The sequence below is a fragment of the Polaribacter sp. YIW18 genome (genome assembly GCF_057219325.1).
The window spans coordinates 14,323-33,039 of sequence record NZ_JBXVVE010000007.1 but is presented as its reverse complement, the minus strand read 5'-3'; the positions used below and the strand labels follow the sequence as shown (position 1 = coordinate 33,039).

At 32.8% G+C, this 18,717-nt stretch carries 20 protein-coding genes and 1 tRNA gene; all 21 read right to left on the bottom strand.

Annotated elements, in window-relative coordinates:
- Window positions 1-3: 3 nt before the first annotated feature.
- The 21 genes from AC2D6T_RS08550 to AC2D6T_RS08450 all read right to left on the bottom strand — a co-directional run bounded on the left by AC2D6T_RS08550 (window position 4) and on the right by AC2D6T_RS08450 (window position 18,694).
- Entirely contained in the window at window positions 4-537 is a 534-nt protein-coding gene (locus AC2D6T_RS08550) for a KdsC family phosphatase (RefSeq protein ID WP_484681199.1), read from the bottom strand.
- Window positions 527-1,282 (bottom strand): 3-deoxy-manno-octulosonate cytidylyltransferase, encoded by a 756-nt coding sequence (gene kdsB / locus AC2D6T_RS08545; protein WP_484681198.1) that lies wholly within the window; start codon window positions 1,280-1,282, stop codon window positions 527-529. The genes AC2D6T_RS08550 and kdsB overlap by 11 nt, the downstream gene beginning before the upstream one ends.
- A 4-nt stretch (window positions 1,283-1,286) precedes the next feature.
- Window positions 1,287-2,234: a KpsF/GutQ family sugar-phosphate isomerase gene (locus AC2D6T_RS08540; RefSeq protein ID WP_484681197.1), complete on the bottom strand. Its 948-nt coding sequence runs from the start codon at window positions 2,232-2,234 to the stop codon at window positions 1,287-1,289.
- Window positions 2,235-2,399: 165 nt separating this feature from the next.
- Window positions 2,400-2,858, bottom strand: coding sequence for an ArsR family transcriptional regulator (locus AC2D6T_RS08535; protein WP_484681285.1), 459 nt, complete (start codon window positions 2,856-2,858; stop codon window positions 2,400-2,402).
- Window positions 2,859-2,986: 128 nt separating this feature from the next.
- Window positions 2,987-3,454, bottom strand: a complete 468-nt coding sequence (locus tag AC2D6T_RS08530) for a transcription termination/antitermination NusG family protein (protein ID WP_484681196.1) — start codon at window positions 3,452-3,454, stop codon at window positions 2,987-2,989.
- Between the two features lie 66 nt (window positions 3,455-3,520).
- The gene (gmd, locus tag AC2D6T_RS08525; protein ID WP_484681195.1) at window positions 3,521-4,840 is read right to left on the bottom strand and encodes a GDP-mannose 4,6-dehydratase; all 1,320 of its coding nucleotides are present in this window, start codon (window positions 4,838-4,840) and stop codon (window positions 3,521-3,523) included.
- 193 nt (window positions 4,841-5,033) lie between these two features.
- Window positions 5,034-5,387, bottom strand: coding sequence for a four helix bundle protein (locus tag AC2D6T_RS08520; protein WP_484681194.1), 354 nt, complete (start codon window positions 5,385-5,387; stop codon window positions 5,034-5,036).
- Window positions 5,388-5,510: 123 nt separating this feature from the next.
- The gene (locus AC2D6T_RS08515) at window positions 5,511-6,494 is read right to left on the bottom strand and encodes a GDP-L-fucose synthase family protein (protein ID WP_484681193.1); all 984 of its coding nucleotides are present in this window, start codon (window positions 6,492-6,494) and stop codon (window positions 5,511-5,513) included.
- Window positions 6,495-6,604: 110 nt separating this feature from the next.
- On the bottom strand, window positions 6,605-7,927 hold the full coding sequence (locus tag AC2D6T_RS08510) for a UDP-glucose dehydrogenase family protein (RefSeq protein WP_484681192.1): 1,323 nt from the start codon (window positions 7,925-7,927) through the stop codon (window positions 6,605-6,607).
- A 168-nt stretch (window positions 7,928-8,095) separates the two neighbouring features.
- Window positions 8,096-8,527: an adenylyltransferase/cytidyltransferase family protein gene (locus tag AC2D6T_RS08505; RefSeq protein WP_298948303.1), complete on the bottom strand. Its 432-nt coding sequence runs from the start codon at window positions 8,525-8,527 to the stop codon at window positions 8,096-8,098.
- Window positions 8,528-8,644: 117 nt separating this feature from the next.
- Window positions 8,645-9,076 (bottom strand): adenylyltransferase/cytidyltransferase family protein, encoded by a 432-nt coding sequence (locus tag AC2D6T_RS08500; RefSeq protein WP_298948302.1) that lies wholly within the window; start codon window positions 9,074-9,076, stop codon window positions 8,645-8,647.
- Between the two features lie 27 nt (window positions 9,077-9,103).
- Window positions 9,104-10,036 (bottom strand): Gfo/Idh/MocA family protein, encoded by a 933-nt coding sequence (locus AC2D6T_RS08495; protein WP_484681191.1) that lies wholly within the window; start codon window positions 10,034-10,036, stop codon window positions 9,104-9,106.
- Window positions 10,037-10,039: 3 nt separating this feature from the next.
- A complete protein-coding gene (locus tag AC2D6T_RS08490) occupies window positions 10,040-11,323 on the bottom strand; it encodes a nucleotide sugar dehydrogenase (RefSeq protein ID WP_484681190.1) in 1,284 nt (427 codons plus the stop codon).
- 1 nt (window position 11,324) lies between these two features.
- Window positions 11,325-12,305, bottom strand: coding sequence for an SDR family oxidoreductase (locus tag AC2D6T_RS08485; RefSeq protein WP_484681189.1), 981 nt, complete (start codon window positions 12,303-12,305; stop codon window positions 11,325-11,327).
- A gap of 120 nt (window positions 12,306-12,425) precedes the next feature.
- A tRNA-Val gene (locus AC2D6T_RS08480) sits at window positions 12,426-12,500 on the bottom strand.
- A 59-nt stretch (window positions 12,501-12,559) separates the two neighbouring features.
- Window positions 12,560-13,768: a bifunctional folylpolyglutamate synthase/dihydrofolate synthase gene (locus AC2D6T_RS08475; RefSeq protein WP_484681188.1), complete on the bottom strand. Its 1,209-nt coding sequence runs from the start codon at window positions 13,766-13,768 to the stop codon at window positions 12,560-12,562.
- A 57-nt stretch (window positions 13,769-13,825) separates the two neighbouring features.
- Window positions 13,826-14,656, bottom strand: a complete 831-nt coding sequence (locus AC2D6T_RS08470; RefSeq protein ID WP_484681187.1) for an energy transducer TonB — start codon at window positions 14,654-14,656, stop codon at window positions 13,826-13,828.
- Between the two features lie 140 nt (window positions 14,657-14,796).
- On the bottom strand, window positions 14,797-15,189 hold the full coding sequence (locus AC2D6T_RS08465; RefSeq protein WP_298948295.1) for an ExbD/TolR family protein: 393 nt from the start codon (window positions 15,187-15,189) through the stop codon (window positions 14,797-14,799).
- A 74-nt stretch (window positions 15,190-15,263) separates the two neighbouring features.
- Window positions 15,264-15,953: a MotA/TolQ/ExbB proton channel family protein gene (locus AC2D6T_RS08460; RefSeq protein WP_298948294.1), complete on the bottom strand. Its 690-nt coding sequence runs from the start codon at window positions 15,951-15,953 to the stop codon at window positions 15,264-15,266.
- A gap of 90 nt (window positions 15,954-16,043) precedes the next feature.
- A complete protein-coding gene (gene nhaD / locus AC2D6T_RS08455; protein ID WP_484681186.1) occupies window positions 16,044-17,447 on the bottom strand; it encodes a sodium:proton antiporter NhaD in 1,404 nt (467 codons plus the stop codon).
- A 14-nt stretch (window positions 17,448-17,461) separates the two neighbouring features.
- Entirely contained in the window at window positions 17,462-18,694 is a 1,233-nt protein-coding gene (locus tag AC2D6T_RS08450) for a Glu/Leu/Phe/Val dehydrogenase dimerization domain-containing protein (protein ID WP_484681185.1), read from the bottom strand.
- Window positions 18,695-18,717: the final 23 nt, after the last annotated feature.

The window sequence follows — 18,717 nt, the reverse complement described above, 5'->3', positions numbered from 1 at the left end:
TCTTTATCTTTTTAAATTTTCAATTATATTATTTAGTAAATTCTGCTTTTCTAATACGTAATCTGCAACATCTCTAAAAACTCCTTCGCCTCCTTTGGAATTAGTAATAATATCTACGTTTTCTTTCATATAACTTCTAGCATCATTAGGAGTAACACTTATACCACACTTTGTTAAAATTGTTAGATCGATAATATCGTCTCCTATGTAAAGGATATTTTCATCCTTTAAATTATAGGTTTTTTTAAAATTCTGGTATTCTATGTTTTTATCCTTAACACCATGTTTGTGGAAGTCTATTTTAAGTTCGTCACACCTGTTTTTTACTACTTTTGAGTTTCTCCCAGTAATAACTCCAATATTAAAATTTAACTTTTTCAAATGAGAGATTATTTGCCCATCTTTAACATTAAATTTTTTATACTCAAGACCATTGTCATCATAAATAATACTACCATCTGTCAAAACTCCATCTACATCTAATAGAAAAGCTTTAATTTTCAGAGCTTTATTATTAGTGTCATTATTAAATACCATGTTCTATCATTTTTAATGCTTTTTGATAATCATCCTCAGTATCTATGCCAATAGATTTAAATTTTGTTTCTAATATTTTAATTTTAAATCCACTTTCCAAAATTCTAAGCTGTTCTAACATTTCTAGTTTCTCTAAATTACTATTCTCTAGGCTTGAGTATTTTGTTAGAAAATCTTTTTTATACCCGTAAATACCAACATGTTTATAAAAAACTGCACTTTCAAAAAATTTCTTTTCATCAATCAATAATTGACTATTGTCTCTAATATGTGGAATACATGATCTTGAGAAATATAATGCATTATTTTCATTGTCTTTAACCACTTTAACAACATTAGGATCAAATAGTTCCTCAGAAGTTAACAACCTTTCACAGGCAGTCACCACTTTTACTTTTTTAGCCTCTAACTCTCTAAACAACTCCTCAATCAATAAAGGACTTATAAATGGTTCGTCACCTTGTACATTGATTACAGCCTCAAAATTTAAACCATTAATAGCTTCTGTAATTCTATCAGTTCCAGATTTATGTTCCACACTAGTCATGATAACATTTTGTGTATATTCTAAGCAGCTCTTTTTTACTTTTAGACTGTCGGTGGCAATAAATACAACTACCCCATTAACTTTAAGACACTGCTCATAAACTCTTTGTAATATTGTCTTACCTTTTAAATCTAGGAGTACTTTATTTGGTAATCTAGTTGAGGATATCCTTGCTGGAATTACGATTATCTTTTTCATTTAATTAAAGACCTAAATCATAAGACTGTACAATTCCTACCAATAAACCTTTATCATTTTTAACTATTAAAGAATTTATTTTTTTTGAAAACATTAAATCACCTGCAATTTTCAATTTTGTGGTTTCCAAAACCGTAAGGGGTTCCTTAGTCATAATATCCAATGCTATTAATTTAAAGAAATTTGTTTCATCAGATTCCATTGCTCTTCTAATATCTCCATCAGAAATTACACCAACAATAGTATTATCATTGACTACAACCACTAATCCACAATTACCAGAACTTAGAACATTAATCACCTTTTTAATAGATTCATTTGGGGCTATTATTGGTAATGAATCCTTTTTCATAACATTACTAACATTTTGAAGAAGTCTTTTCCCAAGACTTCCTCCTGGATGAAATCTAGCAAAATTAACATCTTTAAAATCTCTCAGCTTCATCAACGCTACAGCTAATGCATCGCCCATTACCATAGTTGATGTTGTAGAAGAAGTTGGTGCTAATTGTAAAGGACAAGCTTCAACATTAACAGAAATATTTAAATGGAAATTAGTGTTTTTTGCCAATGAGGAATCTGGATTACCGCTCATTGAAATTATTGTATTTTTCTGGTGTTTTAAAAATGGAATTATTTTTAAAACTTCATCTGTTTCTCCAGAATTTGAAATTAGAAGGACTATGTCCTCTTTTTCAACCATTCCAAGATCTCCATGGTATGCTTCACCCGGATGTAAAAAAAAACTTGGTGTACCTGTGCTAGCCAAGGTTGCTGCAATCTTTTTACCAACAATTCCTGACTTCCCCATTCCAGATATTATAAGCTTACCTTTACTACTGATAATTGATTTTACTGCATTTTCAAAATCAATAGTTAATAAGGTTGAAAGGTTTGCAATTTCTCTTGATTCTATTTCAAATACTTCTTCTGCAATTCTTCTAATATTCATCTGAATTAATATTTTTCTCGACTACCACCGGTAGTCAGCTTATTTATTTTTATTGCAAAAATACCATTTTTTCTATGGTCATCTTTATTTTTTCAACGGCTTCGCCGCACGAGTCACACACCTGTGAAACGCAGTAAGCATATAAAAACACCCCAAAAAGGGCTATCAATGTTCAAACACCAACAAGCCTTGCTCTTCAAACAAAACAGTTGTGGTAATAAGAACGGTTTTATTCAATTCCTTGGTCAACTTTTTTGACAAGAAATTTAGGTACTCTTCATTCAAATTAGGACCTTCTACCACAATCGAAATCGTATCAGATTCAATACCTTTTGCATAGCTTCCCATTAGAAAAATACGCGTTACGGCTCCCATTTTTTCCAAAACCTGTAATATAATTTGATCAACGCCTACATACTTGTTTACCAATTGTTGTAGCGTATTAAAAAAAGAATGCGAAATATTGGTTCTATATTCCACCTTATTCCCTGCATGCTCTTTGATAAGGTAACCTGCTTCCGTTAAGTTATTTAGCTCCTTACGAATGGCATTGGTGTTTTCGTCTAACTCTGTTGCCAAACCTCTTAAATGTCCTCGCCTACTTGCATCAATAAAAAACCGCACCAATAGGCGAATACGAGTTTTAGAAGAAATAAGATGATTTAGCATATTTTTTTTAACGAGTAACAAAAGTACTCATTTTTTTTTTATTAACTATTTTTTTTTAAAGTAATCTCTTTTTAAGTAAGGGTTTAAGAGATTTTAAAACGCACAATTGCCCCTAACTTTTGTAAGCGGGCAATACAAGTTTTACCTTGTATCTGTAATACCTCGCCAGTTTGTAAAAGGGTAGGCACTTCAAGGGTATCTCCTGGCGCTATTTGTTTTGCTTTATCAATATAAACATCGGCTTGATAAGCTTTCATTGCCTCAACTTCTTGCGCACTTACAATAGCACGCTGGCCGTTTTCAAATAGATAACGTACCACCCCAGATATTTCAAATACCTTAGCAGTTTCTTTTTCTTCTAAATAGACTAAAACCATAGAGGGCAATAAGGGCACTTTCACTTTTTTCTTTCTATCAGACCACTTTCTCAACTCGGTTTTAAAAGGGGTATACGCAACAATCCCGATCCCTAAAAGTCTTTCGAGTACTTTTAACTCATTTCTGGGTTTGGTATACACAACAAACCAATGTTTAGCAGCTACTGTACTCATATAAGGTTGCTTATTTTTAAGTGTTGCTTCATTTCAATTTTTTATAAATTATTTGTATTTATGATGCTACTCGACTTGCTTCAAAATCTCATGCCCCGCTTTTAGCAAGTCAACATCTTTTTGCATCAACTTCACATCGCTCTCCATCATGTCTTTTACCAAAGAGGCTAAATCATGTTCTGGTACCCAACCTAACTTTTCTTTTGCTTTTGTAGGATCTCCTAATAATAAATCTACTTCTGTTGGACGAAAGTAAGCAGGATCAACAGAAAGGACTTCTTGCCCTATAGTGGGTTGTTTTTTGTTGACCGCTTTTCGTTTGTCGTTGGCCGTTTTTCGTGAATCGTTAGAGGCTGTTCGATTTTCGTTGTTCGTTGTTCGTTGTTCGATTTTCGTTGTTCGATGGTCGGTAAACGGTTGACGATAAACGATAGACGATAAACGATCATCGATGTAAGATAAACGATAGTCGATGGATGTTGCTTGTTGATATCTCTCTTGGTTGATGCTTTTTACAACAGCGGTCTCGTGAACACCTTCTCCTTCAAATTCGAGTGCTATCCCAACTTCACCAAAAGCCATACGCACAAAATCACGAACGGTAGTGGTAACTCCGGTAGCGATTACCCAATCTTCTGGTTCTTCTGCCTGTAAAATCATCCACATCATACGCACATAATCCTTAGCATGTCCCCAGTCTCTTTTAGCGTCTAAATTCCCTAAATAGAATTTGTCTTGTAACCCAAGTGCAATTTTTGCTACGGCTCTAGTAATTTTTCTTGTTACAAACGTTTCACCTCTTCTTGGAGATTCGTGATTAAATAAAATTCCGTTACATGCAAACATGTTATAGGCTTCACGATAATTCTTCGTAATCCAAAACCCATAAATTTTAGCAACACCGTAAGGAGAACGTGGATATAATGGTGAATTTTCATCATAAAACCCTTTGTCATTTTTATTCTCTGGCATTCCTCCAAATAGTTCAGAAGTAGAAGCTTGATAAATTCTTGTTTTCTTTTCTAATCCTAAAATACGAACGGCTTCTAATATTCGTAAAGTCCCTAAACCATCTACTTGTCCAACGTATTCTGGCATATCAAAAGACACTTTTACATGAGACATGGCCCCTAAATTATAAATTTCATCGGGTTGGCACTCTTGAATGATTCTTGTCAAATTCATAGAATCTGTCAAATCACCATAATGCAATTTTAGCCGTTGATTAGGGTCATGAGGATCTTGATATAAATGATCAATTCGATCTGTATTAAAAAGGGATGATCTTCTTTTAATACCATGCACCATATAGCCTTTTTCTAATAATAGTTCTGCTAAATAAGAACCATCTTGCCCTGTTATTCCTGTAATTAATGCTACTTTCATGTTTTTTTTATAATGTTGTCCTAAACTTTGTTTAACCTTGACGTTAAACTTAAGCTTGACTTAGACCTTGACTTTGACTTAGATTTTAACTGTGACTTTGACTTAGACCTTTACTAGTCTTAATCTAAGTCCAAGTCATAGTCATAGTCCTAGTTATAGTCTACGTCTAAGTAATAGTCATAGTCATAGTCTTTTAATTTATAATTTTTCTTCTTAATGCATACAGCCTTTTCTGTAAACTATTTAGCTTTAAAACACTTTCCTCTAAATGAGATTTTGACATGTAATTTCTTCTTTCAGCTATGATTAATTGTGTTTCTAATTCAAAAGCTGACCCTAATGCTATTTCTAAAAACCTTGCAAAATCCTTTTCTGAATTTCTAGATGCTCCTTCTGCAATATTAGAAGGAATTGAAACTGCAGATCGTGTTATTTGAGAACGCAGTCCATATTTTTCAGTAGTAGGAAAAACTTCTACAAACGTATAAACGGAATCAACAAGCTCCATACTATCTTTCCAAATATCATATTTTCTAAAATCTCTCAAATTCTTTATTTAGGTAATTGTTTTCGTCAAAGTCATCGTCTACGTCAAAGTCATCGTTTTCGTCAAAGTCTTCTTCTTCATCCAAGTCATCGTCTACGTCAAAGTCATCGTCTTAGTCATGGTCTACGTCAAAGTCCAAGTCTTCAACAAAGTCTTCGATAACTTCACTTCTTTAATATTTTCTATATTTTCTAAAAACCATTCATAAGTTTTCTGTATACCATCTTCTAACGCTGTTGAATACTCCCATCCAATTGCTGCCATTTTAGAAACATCCATTAGTTTTCTTGGCGTACCATCCGGTTTACCGGCATCCCAAAGAATTTTCCCTTGGTGCCCAATGACTCTTTGAATGGTTGCTGCCAGTTCTTTAATGGTAATATCCTCTCCTGTACCTATATTATACAAATATTCTGGTAAATTATTTTCTAAAGCATACACTACCGCTTCTGCCATGTCATCTACATACAAAAACTCTCGCATGGGGGTTCCACTACCCCATAACGTTACATCTGAATGATTATTGAGTTTTGCTTCATGAAATTTACGCAGCATTGCTGGCAATACGTGCGAGGACTGCAAATCAAAATTATCAAAAGAACCATATAAGTTGGTTGGCATTAAACTAACGAAGTCTTTGTTGTATTGTTTACGAATTGCTTGACAAGCTTTTACTCCCGTAATTTTTGCAATAGCATACCATTCATTCGTAGGTTCTAAAGAATCCGTTAGTAGGTATTCTTCTTTTAAAGGTTGTGGTGCAAACTTCGGATAAATACAGGAACTTCCTAGAAAAATAAATTTCTCAATGCCTGCTTTGTAAGCACCATCTATCAAATTATTTTGAATTTGCATATTCTCCATCAAAAATTGATAGGGATAATCATTATTTGCTAAAATACCTCCAACTTTTGCTGCAGCGTCGATGACTACTTCAGGTTGTTCTTTTTTATAAAATTCAGTAACTGCTTGTTGATTTCTGAGATCCAATTCGGCACTAGTTTTTCCAATTAAATTAGAATACCCTTTTGATACTAATGCTCTCCATACTGCAGAACCCACCATACCTTTATGACCTGCAATGTATATTTTTGTATTTTTATTCACGTTGTATGTGTTTCGTGTTTTGTTATTCGATGGCCGTTGTTCGTTATTCGTTGGTCGATTTTCGTTGGTCGATAAACGGTTGACGATAAACGGTAATCGATGATTGTTTTTTATTTCCCTATTTGAAAATATTCAAAGCCTTTTGCCTCTAAGTTAAATGCATTGTATTGATTTCTACCATCAAAAATAACAGGCATTTTCAATTGGGTTTTTATTTCTTCAAAATCTGGAGATCTAAATTCTTTCCATTCTGTTAATAAAATCAATGCTTCCGAATCTTTTAATACCTCATATTTAGAACTATAGTAACTAACCTCTTTAATTCCTTTTAAATAAAATTCTTTTGCTTCTTCGATAGCTTTTGGATCGTAGGCTTTTATTTTCGCGCCTCTTTTTACCAATTCTTTCACTACGTAAATAGAGGGTGCTTCACGCATATCATCGGTACCTGGCTTAAAGGCTAATCCCCACAAACCAAATGTTTTCCCCTTTAAATTCTCTCCAAACCTTGCAATCACTTTATTTGCAATTACTAATTTTTGTGCATCATTTACATTTTCTACAGAAGTAATTAAATTTGCATTATACCCATGCTCTTCTGCTATTTTTTTCAGTGCCTTTACATCCTTTGGAAAACAAGATCCTCCATAACCAGTTCCAGGATAAATAAAACTATACCCAATTCTTTTATCAGAACCAATACCGATTCGTACTTTATTCACATCTGCTCCAACTTTTTCACAAATATTTGCGATTTCATTCATAAATGAAATTTTTGTTGCTAACATAGTGTTGGCAGCATATTTTGTCATTTCTGCTGAGCGAATATCCATGGTTATAAAACGATCATGTGTTCTAAAAAAAGGGGAATACAATTGTTTCATCGACTCAAAAGCATGGTCTGAATCTGCCCCAATTACTACGCGATCTGGTTTCATAAAATCATCGATAGCGGCTCCTTCTTTTAAAAATTCTGGATTGGATACCACATCAAATTCTAAACTAACATTTCTTTTATCTAATTCATCCTGAATAGTAGCTTTTACCTTATCTGCAGTACCAATAGGTACGGTAGACTTATCTACAATAATGAGTCTTTTTTGCATGGTTTCTCCAATAGATTTAGCAACCGCTAACACATATTGCAAATCTGCAGAACCATCATCACCCATAGGGGTACCTACAGCAATAAAAACGATTTGTGAATCAGCAATGGCAACACCTAAATTTGTTGTAAAAAAAAGGTTCTTATTTTTTATATTTTTCGAAACCATTTGCTCTAAACCAGGTTCGAAAATAGGTACAATACCTTGTTTTAATTTTTCAATTTTATATTGATCAACATCAACACAAGTAACCTTGTTACCCATTTCTGCAAAACAGGTACCAGATACTAAACCTACATAGCCAGCACCAATAACCGCTATATTCATAATTATTTATCTATTTTTAAGCCAAGGCTTACATTGTTGTTTATATTTCCCTGTTGGTGTTTCGTATTTCAAGAAACGAGAAACGAACATCGAAAAACGAACATCGAAAAACAATGAACGAGAAATGAACATCGAAAAACGAATATCGAAAAACGAAAAACGATTCCCCTACTTATCTTTTCTTTTTAAATTTTCTTTTTCCTGTACTTCTTTTCTTAAAACAGTACTCGAAAATCGGTGTTCTCTTTTATTAAAGTATAATTCTATACCTTTTTCTTCACAATAATGTCTCCCTGTAAATTGCTTACTTGCGTATTCATCGCCAATAACTCTTACATCTATTTTAAAAGAGCGCAATACATCTTCCAAATCTTGTTCTGTTGCATAAGGCACAATCTCATCTACATATTTGCAGCCTTTTAACTGTATATATCTTTCCACTACAGATTGTACAGGTCTGTTTTTATCGGGCCTGTCTAAAGTTGGATCTGTTTGCAGACCACAAATTAAATAGTCACATTGTCTTTTTGCCTCTTCTAACATTTTGATATGTCCTGCATGCAATAAATCAAAAGCGCTAAATGTTATTCCAATTTTCATGTTTGTTTTTTTTTATTCGTTTTCTTTATTCGTTGTTCGATTTTCGTTGGTCGATGGTCGTTGTTCGATTTTGGTTGGTCGATGATCGATAAACGATGGACGGTAAACGGTAATCGATCATCGTTTGTTCAGCAACCAAGAAGAAGATTGAACTTTGTCTCCTAATCCATCTATTAATTCTATTCCTAATTCTTTACAAATAGGTGCTTCTGGTATAGAGTCGTTATTTTGATCTCCTCCATTTGCAAAACCTAACGCATACTGATCTCCATAGTTTTTTGCAATTAACGCTATGGATTTACAAACGGTTCTATCTTTATCTATTGATAAAATAGCTTTATCTACTGCTTTTATATTTTTTACAATAAACAAGCGCTCTTCTTCTTTTTGAAACTCTTTAGAGCCTTTTAAACCTCTTTGCAAATCGTTATTAACAATTACAAATAGTTCGTCTGCTAAGGCTTTCGCATTGTTAAAATATTCTATATGGCCTTTGTGAATTGGGTTAAAATATCCAGAAACAATGATGGCTTTTTTCTTTACACTCATAATATGCAAATTTAGTTTTTTTTTAATTTAGATTAAAAAGGGGTGTTTTTCCCCTGTTTTTAAAATTTTATTATTTCTAATATTGTAAACTATTTCTATAGATTTTTTAACCTCCTCTAATCCGTAACCTTCCCCTGCTAATATTTTTTTATAACTTTCTGTATGCAGTTCTGTAAAACCTTTGCTAAACTCTAGCTCTTCTCCATCAACGGTAATCGACCTAAACGTTCTTTGCTGCTTTTCTTTTACATTGTTTGGCAAATCATTTTCATCAATAGACAAAAACCATCGAACTCTTGCGTTTTCAAACTCTAGATAGCCCGAGGCTTTATGTTTTTCTCTTAAATGCACAATATTTTCTTGAACATCTCCAAAAATCCAAGAAAGCATATCATAAAAATGAACGCCTATATTTGTTGCAATACCACCCGACTTACTTTCATCCCCTTTCCATGAAATATCATACCATTTACCTCTTGAGGTAATATAGGTTAAATCTATATCGTACTTTTCTTTTTTGTTTTGCGAAACTACTTTTTCCTTTAATTGGAGGATAGATTCATGCAATCTGAGTTGTAAAATGGTGTTTATTTTACCTTGAGACTCTTTTTCGATATCTGCTAAAGCATCTATATTCCAAGGGTTTAAAACAATTGGTTTTTCACAAATTGCAACTGCACCTCTTCTTAAAGCCATTCTTATGTGAGAATCGTGCAAATAGTTTGGCGTGCAAATACTCACATAATCTAAAGAAATATGATTTCTCTTAATTTTTTCTATGTATCTATCAAATCTTTCAAATTCAACAAAAAAGTCTGCGTTCGGAAAATAGCTATCTATCATCCCCACAGAATCGAATTTATCTAACGCAGCAATTAAATTGTTGTTGGTGTCTTTAATCGCTTTTAAATGTCTTGGAGCTATATAACCTGCCGCTCCTATTAGTGCAAAATTTTTCATTTCTTATAAATATTTTTCAACTTTCTCTGATGAGAAAAAGTTTTTTACATCATACACCACAGCCTTTTCTTTCTTTAAGAGATTTAAATTCAAATCTTTAAATTCACTATGTGAAACGGTTAATACAATGGCATCAAATTTTTTATTCGGGAGGGTTTGTTGAGCCTCTAAATTATATTCTTTAGCAACTTCTTTTGGGTCTGCTGAAGGATCATAAATGGTAACATTTGTACCAAAATCTATTAATTCATTTACTACATCTACCGCTTTTGTATTTCTAACATCTGGACAGTTTTCTTTAAAAGTGATTCCTAAGATTAGAACCTCAGCATTTTTAACCTCAACACCTTCTTTTATCATTAGTTTTGCTACTTCTGAAGCAACATACCTACCCATACTATCATTCACTCTTCTTCCTGCTAAAATTATTTCTGGATGATAACCATATTCCTGCGCTTTTTGTGCTAAGTAATAAGGATCTACACCAATACAGTGCCCACCAACCAAGCCTGGTTTAAAGGGTAAGAAATTCCATTTTGTCCCAGCAGCTTCTAATACATCTTGGGTATTAATATCCATTAGATTAAAAATCTTGGCCAACTCATTAACAAAAGCAATATTAATATCTCTTTGAGAATTCTCGATCACTTTAGCGGCTTCTGCCACTTTTATTGTGGGTGCTAAATGTGTACCAGCAGTAATAACAGATTTATACAAATCATCCACTCTTACACCTGTTTCTTTGGTAGAACCTGAGGTTACTTTTAAGATTTTATCTACGGTATGTTTTTTATCACCTGGATTCATTCTTTCTGGTGAATACCCCACATAAAAATCTTTATTGAATTTCAATCCAGATTTTAACTCTAAAATCGGCACACAATCTTCTTCTGTTGCTCCTGGATACACTGTAGATTCATAAATAACGATGTCATTCTTTTTTAGAACAGCCCCAACAGTTTCGCTAGCCTTTATTAATGGTGTTAAAACAGGTCTATTGTTTTTATCTACGGGTGTAGGTACTGTAATAATATAATAGTTACAAGTGGCTATTTCTGTTAAATCTGAGGTGCAATAAAGACCGTTTTGATCATCATTATTACTTTTTAAAACCGCCTCTAAGTTTTCTTTAGAAACCTCTAAGGTTTTATCTACACCCTTATTTAAATCTAAAACTCTTGTCGTATTTACATCAAAGCCAACCACACAATACTTGGTAGCAAACAATCTTGCTAATGGCAAACCTACATAACCTAGGCCAATAACCGCTATTTTTACATCACTCATATTATAAATTTTCCCAATACCATTTAATGGATTTTTCTAAGCCTTTTTGTAATGAAAATTCTGGTTTATAGTTTAAATATTTTTTTGCTTTCGAAATATCTGCATGAGAATGTGGTATATCTCCAACCCTAGTATCTCCATAAATAATAGATACTTTACCTATTTCAGGATTTAAAACCGATAAATTATCTTTTAAATAAATTACCAAATCATTTAAGGTATTTCTATTGCCAAAAGCAGCGTTATACACTTTATTTACGGCGTTTTTACCTGCAACCAAACTCAATAAGTTAATTTGAACGATGTTTTTTATGAACGTAAAATCTCTAGAATAAGAACCATCACCATTAATAACGGGCGATTCTAAATTTATAAATTGCGATATAAACTTAGGGATTACTGCTGCATAAGCCCCATTGGGGTCTTGTCTTTTTCCAAAAACATTAAAATATCGCAAACCGATAGTTTCTAATCCGTATGTTTTTGAAAAAACAGATGCATACAACTCATTTACATATTTTGTTATGGCATAGGGAGACAAAGGGTTTCCTATTTTACCTTCTACTTTTGGCAGTGTTTCTGAGTCTCCATAAGTTGATGAACTTGCAGCATACACAAACCTCTTAACACCATTATCTCTAGAAGCTACCAACATATTTAAAAAACCACTAACATTTACATCATTGGATGTAATTGGGTCTTTTATAGATCTTGGCACAGAGCCTAAAGCTGCTTGATGAAGTACAAAATCGACATTTTTAGTCGCGTTGATACAATCATTCAAATTTCTAATATCGCCTTCCAGTAAAGTAAAATTAGGATTCTTAAGAAACGGTGCTATATTTTCTCTTTTACCTGTAGAAAAATTATCTAAACAGACTACTTGATTATTTTTTTCTAACAATGCTTCACATAAATTAGAACCAATAAATCCAGCACCTCCTGTTACAAGTATTTTTTTTTCTGATAAAACGATATTCATTATTAGAATTTTAGCCCCTTTTGATCGATGGCGAAGTTACAAAATTTAGGGAAATAAAGTCTAACAGAATGGGTAGTAAAACAAAAAAATCCTTCACAAAAGTGAAGGATTTTTAGAAAGTGGGCGCGAAGGGATTCGAACCCCTGACCCCTTGGGTGTAAACCAAGTGCTCTGAACCAACTGAGCTACGCGCCCTAAGCGGATGCAAATATAACACGGATTTTTAATCTACCAAATAAAAAACGAAAAATTATTTAAATTATTTCTGCTACAACAAAGGTGCTTCCACCAACGTAAATGATATCTTCTTGATTTGCATTATGTAAGGCTTTCTTATACGCATTTTCTACCGAAGAAAATTTTTTACCCTGCAAACCAAAATGTGTGGCTTTTTCTTGCAATACCTCCTCTGAAAGTCCTCTTGAAATATTGGGTTTGCAAAAATAATAAACCGCATCTTTGGGGAATAAAGGAAAAATAGCTTCCATTTTTTTATCTGAAACCACACCTAACACGATATGAAGTTTTTTAAATTTTTCTTTTTTAAGTTGCTTAAAAACAATTTGTACCCCCTCTTTATTATGAGCTGTATCACAAATAACCTTTGGTTTTTCTTGTAAAACTTGCCATCTACCTTTTAAATTTGTGTTTTTTACTACATACAACAAACCTCTTTTAATTTGATCTTGAGAGACTTTAAAACCATGTAAATGTGAAATTGCAACAGCCGCAGTTTTGCTGTTTTTTTGCTGATAATCTCCTAACAAATCAGTTTTATATGTTTCAAATACATCTGATGCATAAAAAATTTCTGAAAATGTTTCTTGGGCTTTTGTTGCAAATACTTTTTGAACTTCTTGCTGCCTCTCTCCAATTACAACAGTGGTGTTCTTTTTTATAATTCCTGCTTTTTCAAAAGCAATTTTAGGCAATGTATCTCCCAACATTTCTGTATGATCTAAACCAATATTGGTAATTACAGAAAGTTCTGGATTGATAATATTTGTAGAGTCTAACCTACCTCCTAAACCGACTTCTATAACCGCAACATCTACATGTTCATTTGCAAAATAATCAAACGCTAAACCCACTGTCATTTCAAAAAAAGACAGCTTTTGTTTTTCTAAAAAATCTTTGTGCCTATTTATAAAAGTAGTTACTTTCTTTTCAGATATTTCTTCACCATTTATTCGAATACGCTCTGTGAAGTTTTTTAAATGTGGTGATGTATACAAACCTACTTTGTAACCAGCTTCTTGTAAAATTGAAGCCAACATATGACTTGTAGAGCCTTTTCCGTTTGTACCACCAACATGGATAGACTTAAACTTTTTTTCTGGAAAATCTAATTCTTTTGAAAAAGCGATTGTATTTGATACATCTTTTTTAAATGCTGTTTTGCCTTCTCTTTGATACATTGGTAATTGAGAAAACATCCAATTTAGTGTTTCTTTGTATGTCATAATAGTGGAATTAAATTTCTGGCTTAGCAGAAATAACAGAAGCAACAAAAATAAGCATTATTTTGTGAGAGAAAACTTATAAATAATAGTGCCTACTTGAAAAGCTGGTGCATTACTATCTGAATTCCATTTTGTTTTTAAAGCAGCTTCTTTTGCTGGTTTTAATAAACAAGCAGCCGTATTTGTAGAACCTTTTACTCCAGGTTCTGCTTTTATGACTTCTCCATTTTTATTCACTGTAATTCTAACAACAACTGTACCTTCTTCTTGACAGTCGGGTTGCTCTTTGGGTTTAGACAATGCTTTTCTGCCTGCTAAATTATAATCGCCATTTGAACCACTACCTGTATTTCCATAGTACTTAGAAGAAGTTGCGTCTCCATCTTTTTTACCTTTTACCCCTTCAATTGCATCCTCTCCTTCTCCTGCTGGATTGCCTGTGTTAGAATTGCCTTTTAATAATTTGTTTAAAGCATCTTGTGTTTCTTTCGAAGGTTTTGGTTTGAGCTTTTTAACGGGTTTTACTTCTTTTTCTTCAATATCTTTTACAGGATCTTTCTTTTTTTCTGCTACTTTTTCGACAACAGGTACTTCTTTTGATGTTTCGTCTGTAATGAGATCTTCTTTTATAGCTTCTTTAGGAATTTCTTTTACCTCCTCTACAACCTCTTCTTTTTTCTGAACTTCTTTAGCTGCCGTTTTTTTTGAGCTTACAACAGGTTCTCCACTACCCATATTAGAATCTCCAAAATTTATAGCTACACCGTATTCTTCTGGCGGATCTAAATAGGTCAATCCGTAATTTAAAATACCAAAAATTAACAACAACAGCATAATTGCAGTTATTACAGCAGATTTTCTTTTGTATGGGGTGTTTAATATTTTCAATTATATTTTTTAATTTTCTATAGACGAATCTTAAGCAAAATAGTTTTTAAAAGTGCGTGAGCGTTAGGGATTGAAACGGCATCCTTTTTGCTTTTTCTGCAAAAAGATACAGTGAAAAGCCCGTTAAAACGCCCAAAAAACTATTTTCCTTTTACTGCCAAAATCATTTTTAATTTATTTTTATTGGCAATGTCTATTACCTTCATTACATTTTGGTAGGGTACATCTTTATCGCCTCTAATTACAATGGTTTTTTGCTTATCTGTACCTACACTTTTTAAGATTTCGCTTTCTAGTTTTGATGCACTTACTTTGGTTTTATCAATATAAAATAGCGATTTATTGGTAATGGTTACTGCTACAGATTTGCTGTTTTCTGTTTTTCCGCCAGCTTTTGGTAGTAAAACATCTATGGCACTTACTGTAACTAAGGTAGATGTTAGCATGAAAAATATGAGCAACAAAAAAACGATGTCTGTCATAGAAGACATGTTGAATGAAGGGTCTACTTTATTTCTTCCGCGTAGATTCATAGTAATAGTTTGAAAGTTAAATGTACGAAAGCTAAAAAGTCATTTTATAAACTTTACAACTTTAAGAACTTATTTTACACTGGTTCGTTTAATAGATCTAAAAACTCTACAGATTTTGCCTCCATTTGATATACAACCTTATCTGTTCTAACCACTAAATGATTGTAAGTTATGTAAGCAATAATACCTACTATTAAACCTGCAACTGTAGTTGTCATGGCTGTGTACAAACCATCTGAAAGCATTTTTATATCTATTTGCCCACCTGCATTTGCTATTTCGTGTATGGCAACAATCATTCCAATTACGGTTCCTAAGAAACCAATCATTGGGGCTGCACCTGCAATAGTTGCTAAAACACTTACATTTTTTTCTAATTGATAAACCTCTAACTTTCCTGCAGTTTCTATAGCTGTATTAATATCTTCTAAAGGTTTTCCAATTCTTGATATTCCTTTACCTATTAGACGTGCAGTTGGAGTGTTTTTACTTTTACAAAGTGCATCTGCAGATTGTAATTTTCCATTAGAAACGAAATCTCTAATTTGCTCCATAAAATTTTTATCTACTTTAGAGGCTGCTTTTATAGCTAAAAAGCGTTCGAAATAAATATACATAGCAACCGCTAAAAGCACAAAAAGGATGGCTATAATTATTTGCCCACCAAGACCACCATCCATAATTAATTTATAAATAGAAAGTGTTTTTTCTTCGGAAACTACATCTTCTACCAATTCTTTATTTTCTTGATAAAGTGATAACATTTATATGATTTTAAGTTCTAAACTACTAACGAGGTTTCTATTTTTAAATTGTTTACATCTAAAAAATACTATTTTAGTATGTTTTCTTTATTAATGAAGAAACATTCTTAGTACAACAAATGAAATTGATCCAATTAAAAAACCAATTAATGCTAACCAAGATATTTTTTTCAAGTACCAGAAAAAGTCTATTTTCTCCATTCCCATTGCCACAACTCCTGCAGCAGAACCAATAATTAACATAGAGCCTCCTGTACCAGCAGAAAATGCGATAAAGTGCCATAATGGATTGTCTAATCCTTCAGAAAACATACCTAAACTTGCTGCCACAAGAGGTACATTATCTATTACTGCAGAACCAATACCTAATAAAATTACCACTAAATCTGAAACACCAGTACCCGACAACTCTGAGCCAATTAAAGGTATTCCTTCTTTTAGACTATCTGCAAAATTAAATAATATACCTAAAGACTCTAAAGCTGCAACAGCCATTAAAATCCCTAAGAAAAATAAAATACTTGGCATTTCAATTTTCGATAAAGAATGATGAACTGGACTATGATGAGCACTAGATGCATGTTCTTCTGCTTCCTCTCCTTCAACATTAGAAATAGAGAATTTTGAGCTACTATAAATTTCTGCAAAGGTAGCTACAACTGCCAAAGATAACATCATACCTACATAAGGTGGTAAATGCGTAGTTGTTTTAAAAATTGGTACAAAAACAATTGCCCCTAAACCTAAATACAACATTCTTCCACTATGTGGACTTTTGGGTTTATCTACCTCTTCTTCGAAGTCTATTTCACCCTTAAAAGCAGGTAAAAATGTTGCTATAAAACTTGGTACTACCATACAAAGTAATGAAGGTATAAATAGATAAACAAACAACATACCTGAACTTACTTTATTTCCAATCCACAACATAGTTGTAGTAACATCTCCAATTGGAGACCAGGCTCCACCTGCATTTGCTGCAATAATAATTAAACCCGCAAACCAAATTCTCTCCTCTCTATTTTTAACAATTTTCTGTAAAATAGAAATTAACACTATGGTTGCAGTTAAATTGTCTATAATTGCTGATAAAATAAAAGCCAAAATAGAGAAAATCCATAAAATTTTTGTTTTCTTTTTGGTTTTTATAAAACCTTTTATAGTAGAAAAACCATCAAAATAATCGATAATTTCTACAATGGTCATTGCTCCTAAAAGAAATACTAAAATTTCAGCTGTTTTACCTAAATGATGTAATAAGGTTTCTTCTACCAGATGTAATTTATCATCATGAACCATAGACGCAAAACCATCTACTAAACCATGATTTGCAGAATCGAACCAAGTTGTAAAGTTATCGATACCTAATGCAACTAAAGCCCAACAAACTGCCATCATTATTAAAGCCGGAATTAATTTGTCTAACTTTAAATTGTGCTCTAATGTAATGGCTAAATACCCCAATACAAATACGATAATAATAATTGATTCCATACTTTTAATTTAATTTATATTAATTGTTTTAATGCGAGTTCAAATGCTGTTGAACAAATTTTTGTTTTTGATGCGCTTTTGTTAAATGTTTTTTGCAATGCTCTTTTTATGGTATTAGAAGTATCATCAAAAATTGCCTTGTCTTGCATTGGCAATTCTTTTTTAGACTCCATTAAATACGCAAAAACTCTTGCTATACCACAGTTAGAAATAAAATCTGGCAATAAACTTATTTGATTGTCAGTATATTCCATTATAGGGCCAAAAAATATCTCCTTATCTGCAAATGGCACATTTGCTCCTGGAGAGATGACTTCTAAACCTGTATCTATCATTTGTTGTACTTGTTCTTTAGAAACCAATCTTGAGGCTGCTGCAGGAATAAATATTTCTGCAGGTAAACTCCAAATTTGCTGATTGATTTCATCAAAAGGAATCATGTTTTTAGAGATTAACTTATTACCATCCTTAGATAAAAACAAGTGAGTCATTTCCTCTAGCGTAAAACCATTATCATTTATCAAACCACCATCTCTATCTATAATTCCGACTACTTTTGCTCCTAATTGTGTTAAATAATAGGCTGCAGCAGAACCTACATTTCCAAAACCTTGCACAATTGCTCTTTTACCTACAATATTACCACCATAAATGTTGTAATAATGTTTTACAGCTTCTGCAACTCCATAACCGGTTAACATATCTGCAATTGTGTACTTTCTAGACAAGTCTGGCGAAAAACATTTATTTTCTATCACCTTAATAACGCCTAAACGCAATTGCCCAATTCTATTTATTTTATCGGCTTCAGTAGGTTTAAAATGCCCGTTAAAAATACCTTCTTGCGGATGCCAAACACCGCAACTCTCTGTAATCGGAATTACATCTTTATCAGCATCTACATTTAAATCTCCTCCTGTACCGTAATAATGTTTTAAAAGTGGAGTAACTGCCTTATACCAACGCTCTAAAACACCTCTTTTTCTAGGGTCGTTTGGATCGAAATTAATACCCGATTTTGCACCACCTATTGCGGGGCCAGAAACCGTAAATTTTACCTCCATTGTTTTGGCTAAAGACAAAACTTCGTTCATATCTAAGCCTTTTCTCATTCTTGTACCACCTCCAGCAGCACCACCTCTTAAAGAGTTTATTACTGTCCAACCTTCTGCTTCTGTTTCTTTATCTTTCCAATGAAAAACAATTTCTGGTTGCGTGTTTTCGTATTTTTTTAATAATTCTTTCATTTTTAATTTTAAATAAATTTCAA

Coding starts and splice junctions, on each gene's coding strand:
- AC2D6T_RS08550 (WP_484681199.1), bottom strand. CDS start 537: ATGGTATTTAATAATGACACTAATAATAAAGCTCTGAAAATTAAAGCT.
- kdsB (WP_484681198.1), bottom strand. CDS start 1,282: ATGAAAAAGATAATCGTAATTCCAGCAAGGATATCCTCAACTAGATTA.
- AC2D6T_RS08540 (WP_484681197.1), bottom strand. CDS start 2,234: ATGAATATTAGAAGAATTGCAGAAGAAGTATTTGAAATAGAATCAAGA.
- AC2D6T_RS08530 (WP_484681196.1), bottom strand. CDS start 3,454: ATGAGTACAGTAGCTGCTAAACATTGGTTTGTTGTGTATACCAAACCC.
- gmd (WP_484681195.1), bottom strand. CDS start 4,840: ATGAAAGTAGCATTAATTACAGGAATAACAGGGCAAGATGGTTCTTAT.
- AC2D6T_RS08510 (WP_484681192.1), bottom strand. CDS start 7,927: ATGAATATAGCGGTTATTGGTGCTGGCTATGTAGGTTTAGTATCTGGT.
- AC2D6T_RS08505 (WP_298948303.1), bottom strand. CDS start 8,527: ATGAAAATTGGAATAACATTTAGCGCTTTTGATTTATTGCATGCAGGA.
- AC2D6T_RS08500 (WP_298948302.1), bottom strand. CDS start 9,076: ATGAGTGTAAAGAAAAAAGCCATCATTGTTTCTGGATATTTTAACCCA.
- AC2D6T_RS08495 (WP_484681191.1), bottom strand. CDS start 10,036: ATGAAAAATTTTGCACTAATAGGAGCGGCAGGTTATATAGCTCCAAGA.
- AC2D6T_RS08490 (WP_484681190.1), bottom strand. CDS start 11,323: ATGAGTGATGTAAAAATAGCGGTTATTGGCCTAGGTTATGTAGGTTTG.
- AC2D6T_RS08485 (WP_484681189.1), bottom strand. CDS start 12,305: ATGAATATCGTTTTATCAGAAAAAAAAATACTTGTAACAGGAGGTGCT.
- AC2D6T_RS08475 (WP_484681188.1), bottom strand. CDS start 13,768: ATGACATACAAAGAAACACTAAATTGGATGTTTTCTCAATTACCAATG.
- AC2D6T_RS08465 (WP_298948295.1), bottom strand. CDS start 15,189: ATGAATCTACGCGGAAGAAATAAAGTAGACCCTTCATTCAACATGTCT.
- AC2D6T_RS08460 (WP_298948294.1), bottom strand. CDS start 15,953: ATGTTATCACTTTATCAAGAAAATAAAGAATTGGTAGAAGATGTAGTT.
- nhaD (WP_484681186.1), bottom strand. CDS start 17,447: ATGGAATCAATTATTATTATCGTATTTGTATTGGGGTATTTAGCCATT.
- AC2D6T_RS08450 (WP_484681185.1), bottom strand. CDS start 18,694: ATGAAAGAATTATTAAAAAAATACGAAAACACGCAACCAGAAATTGTT.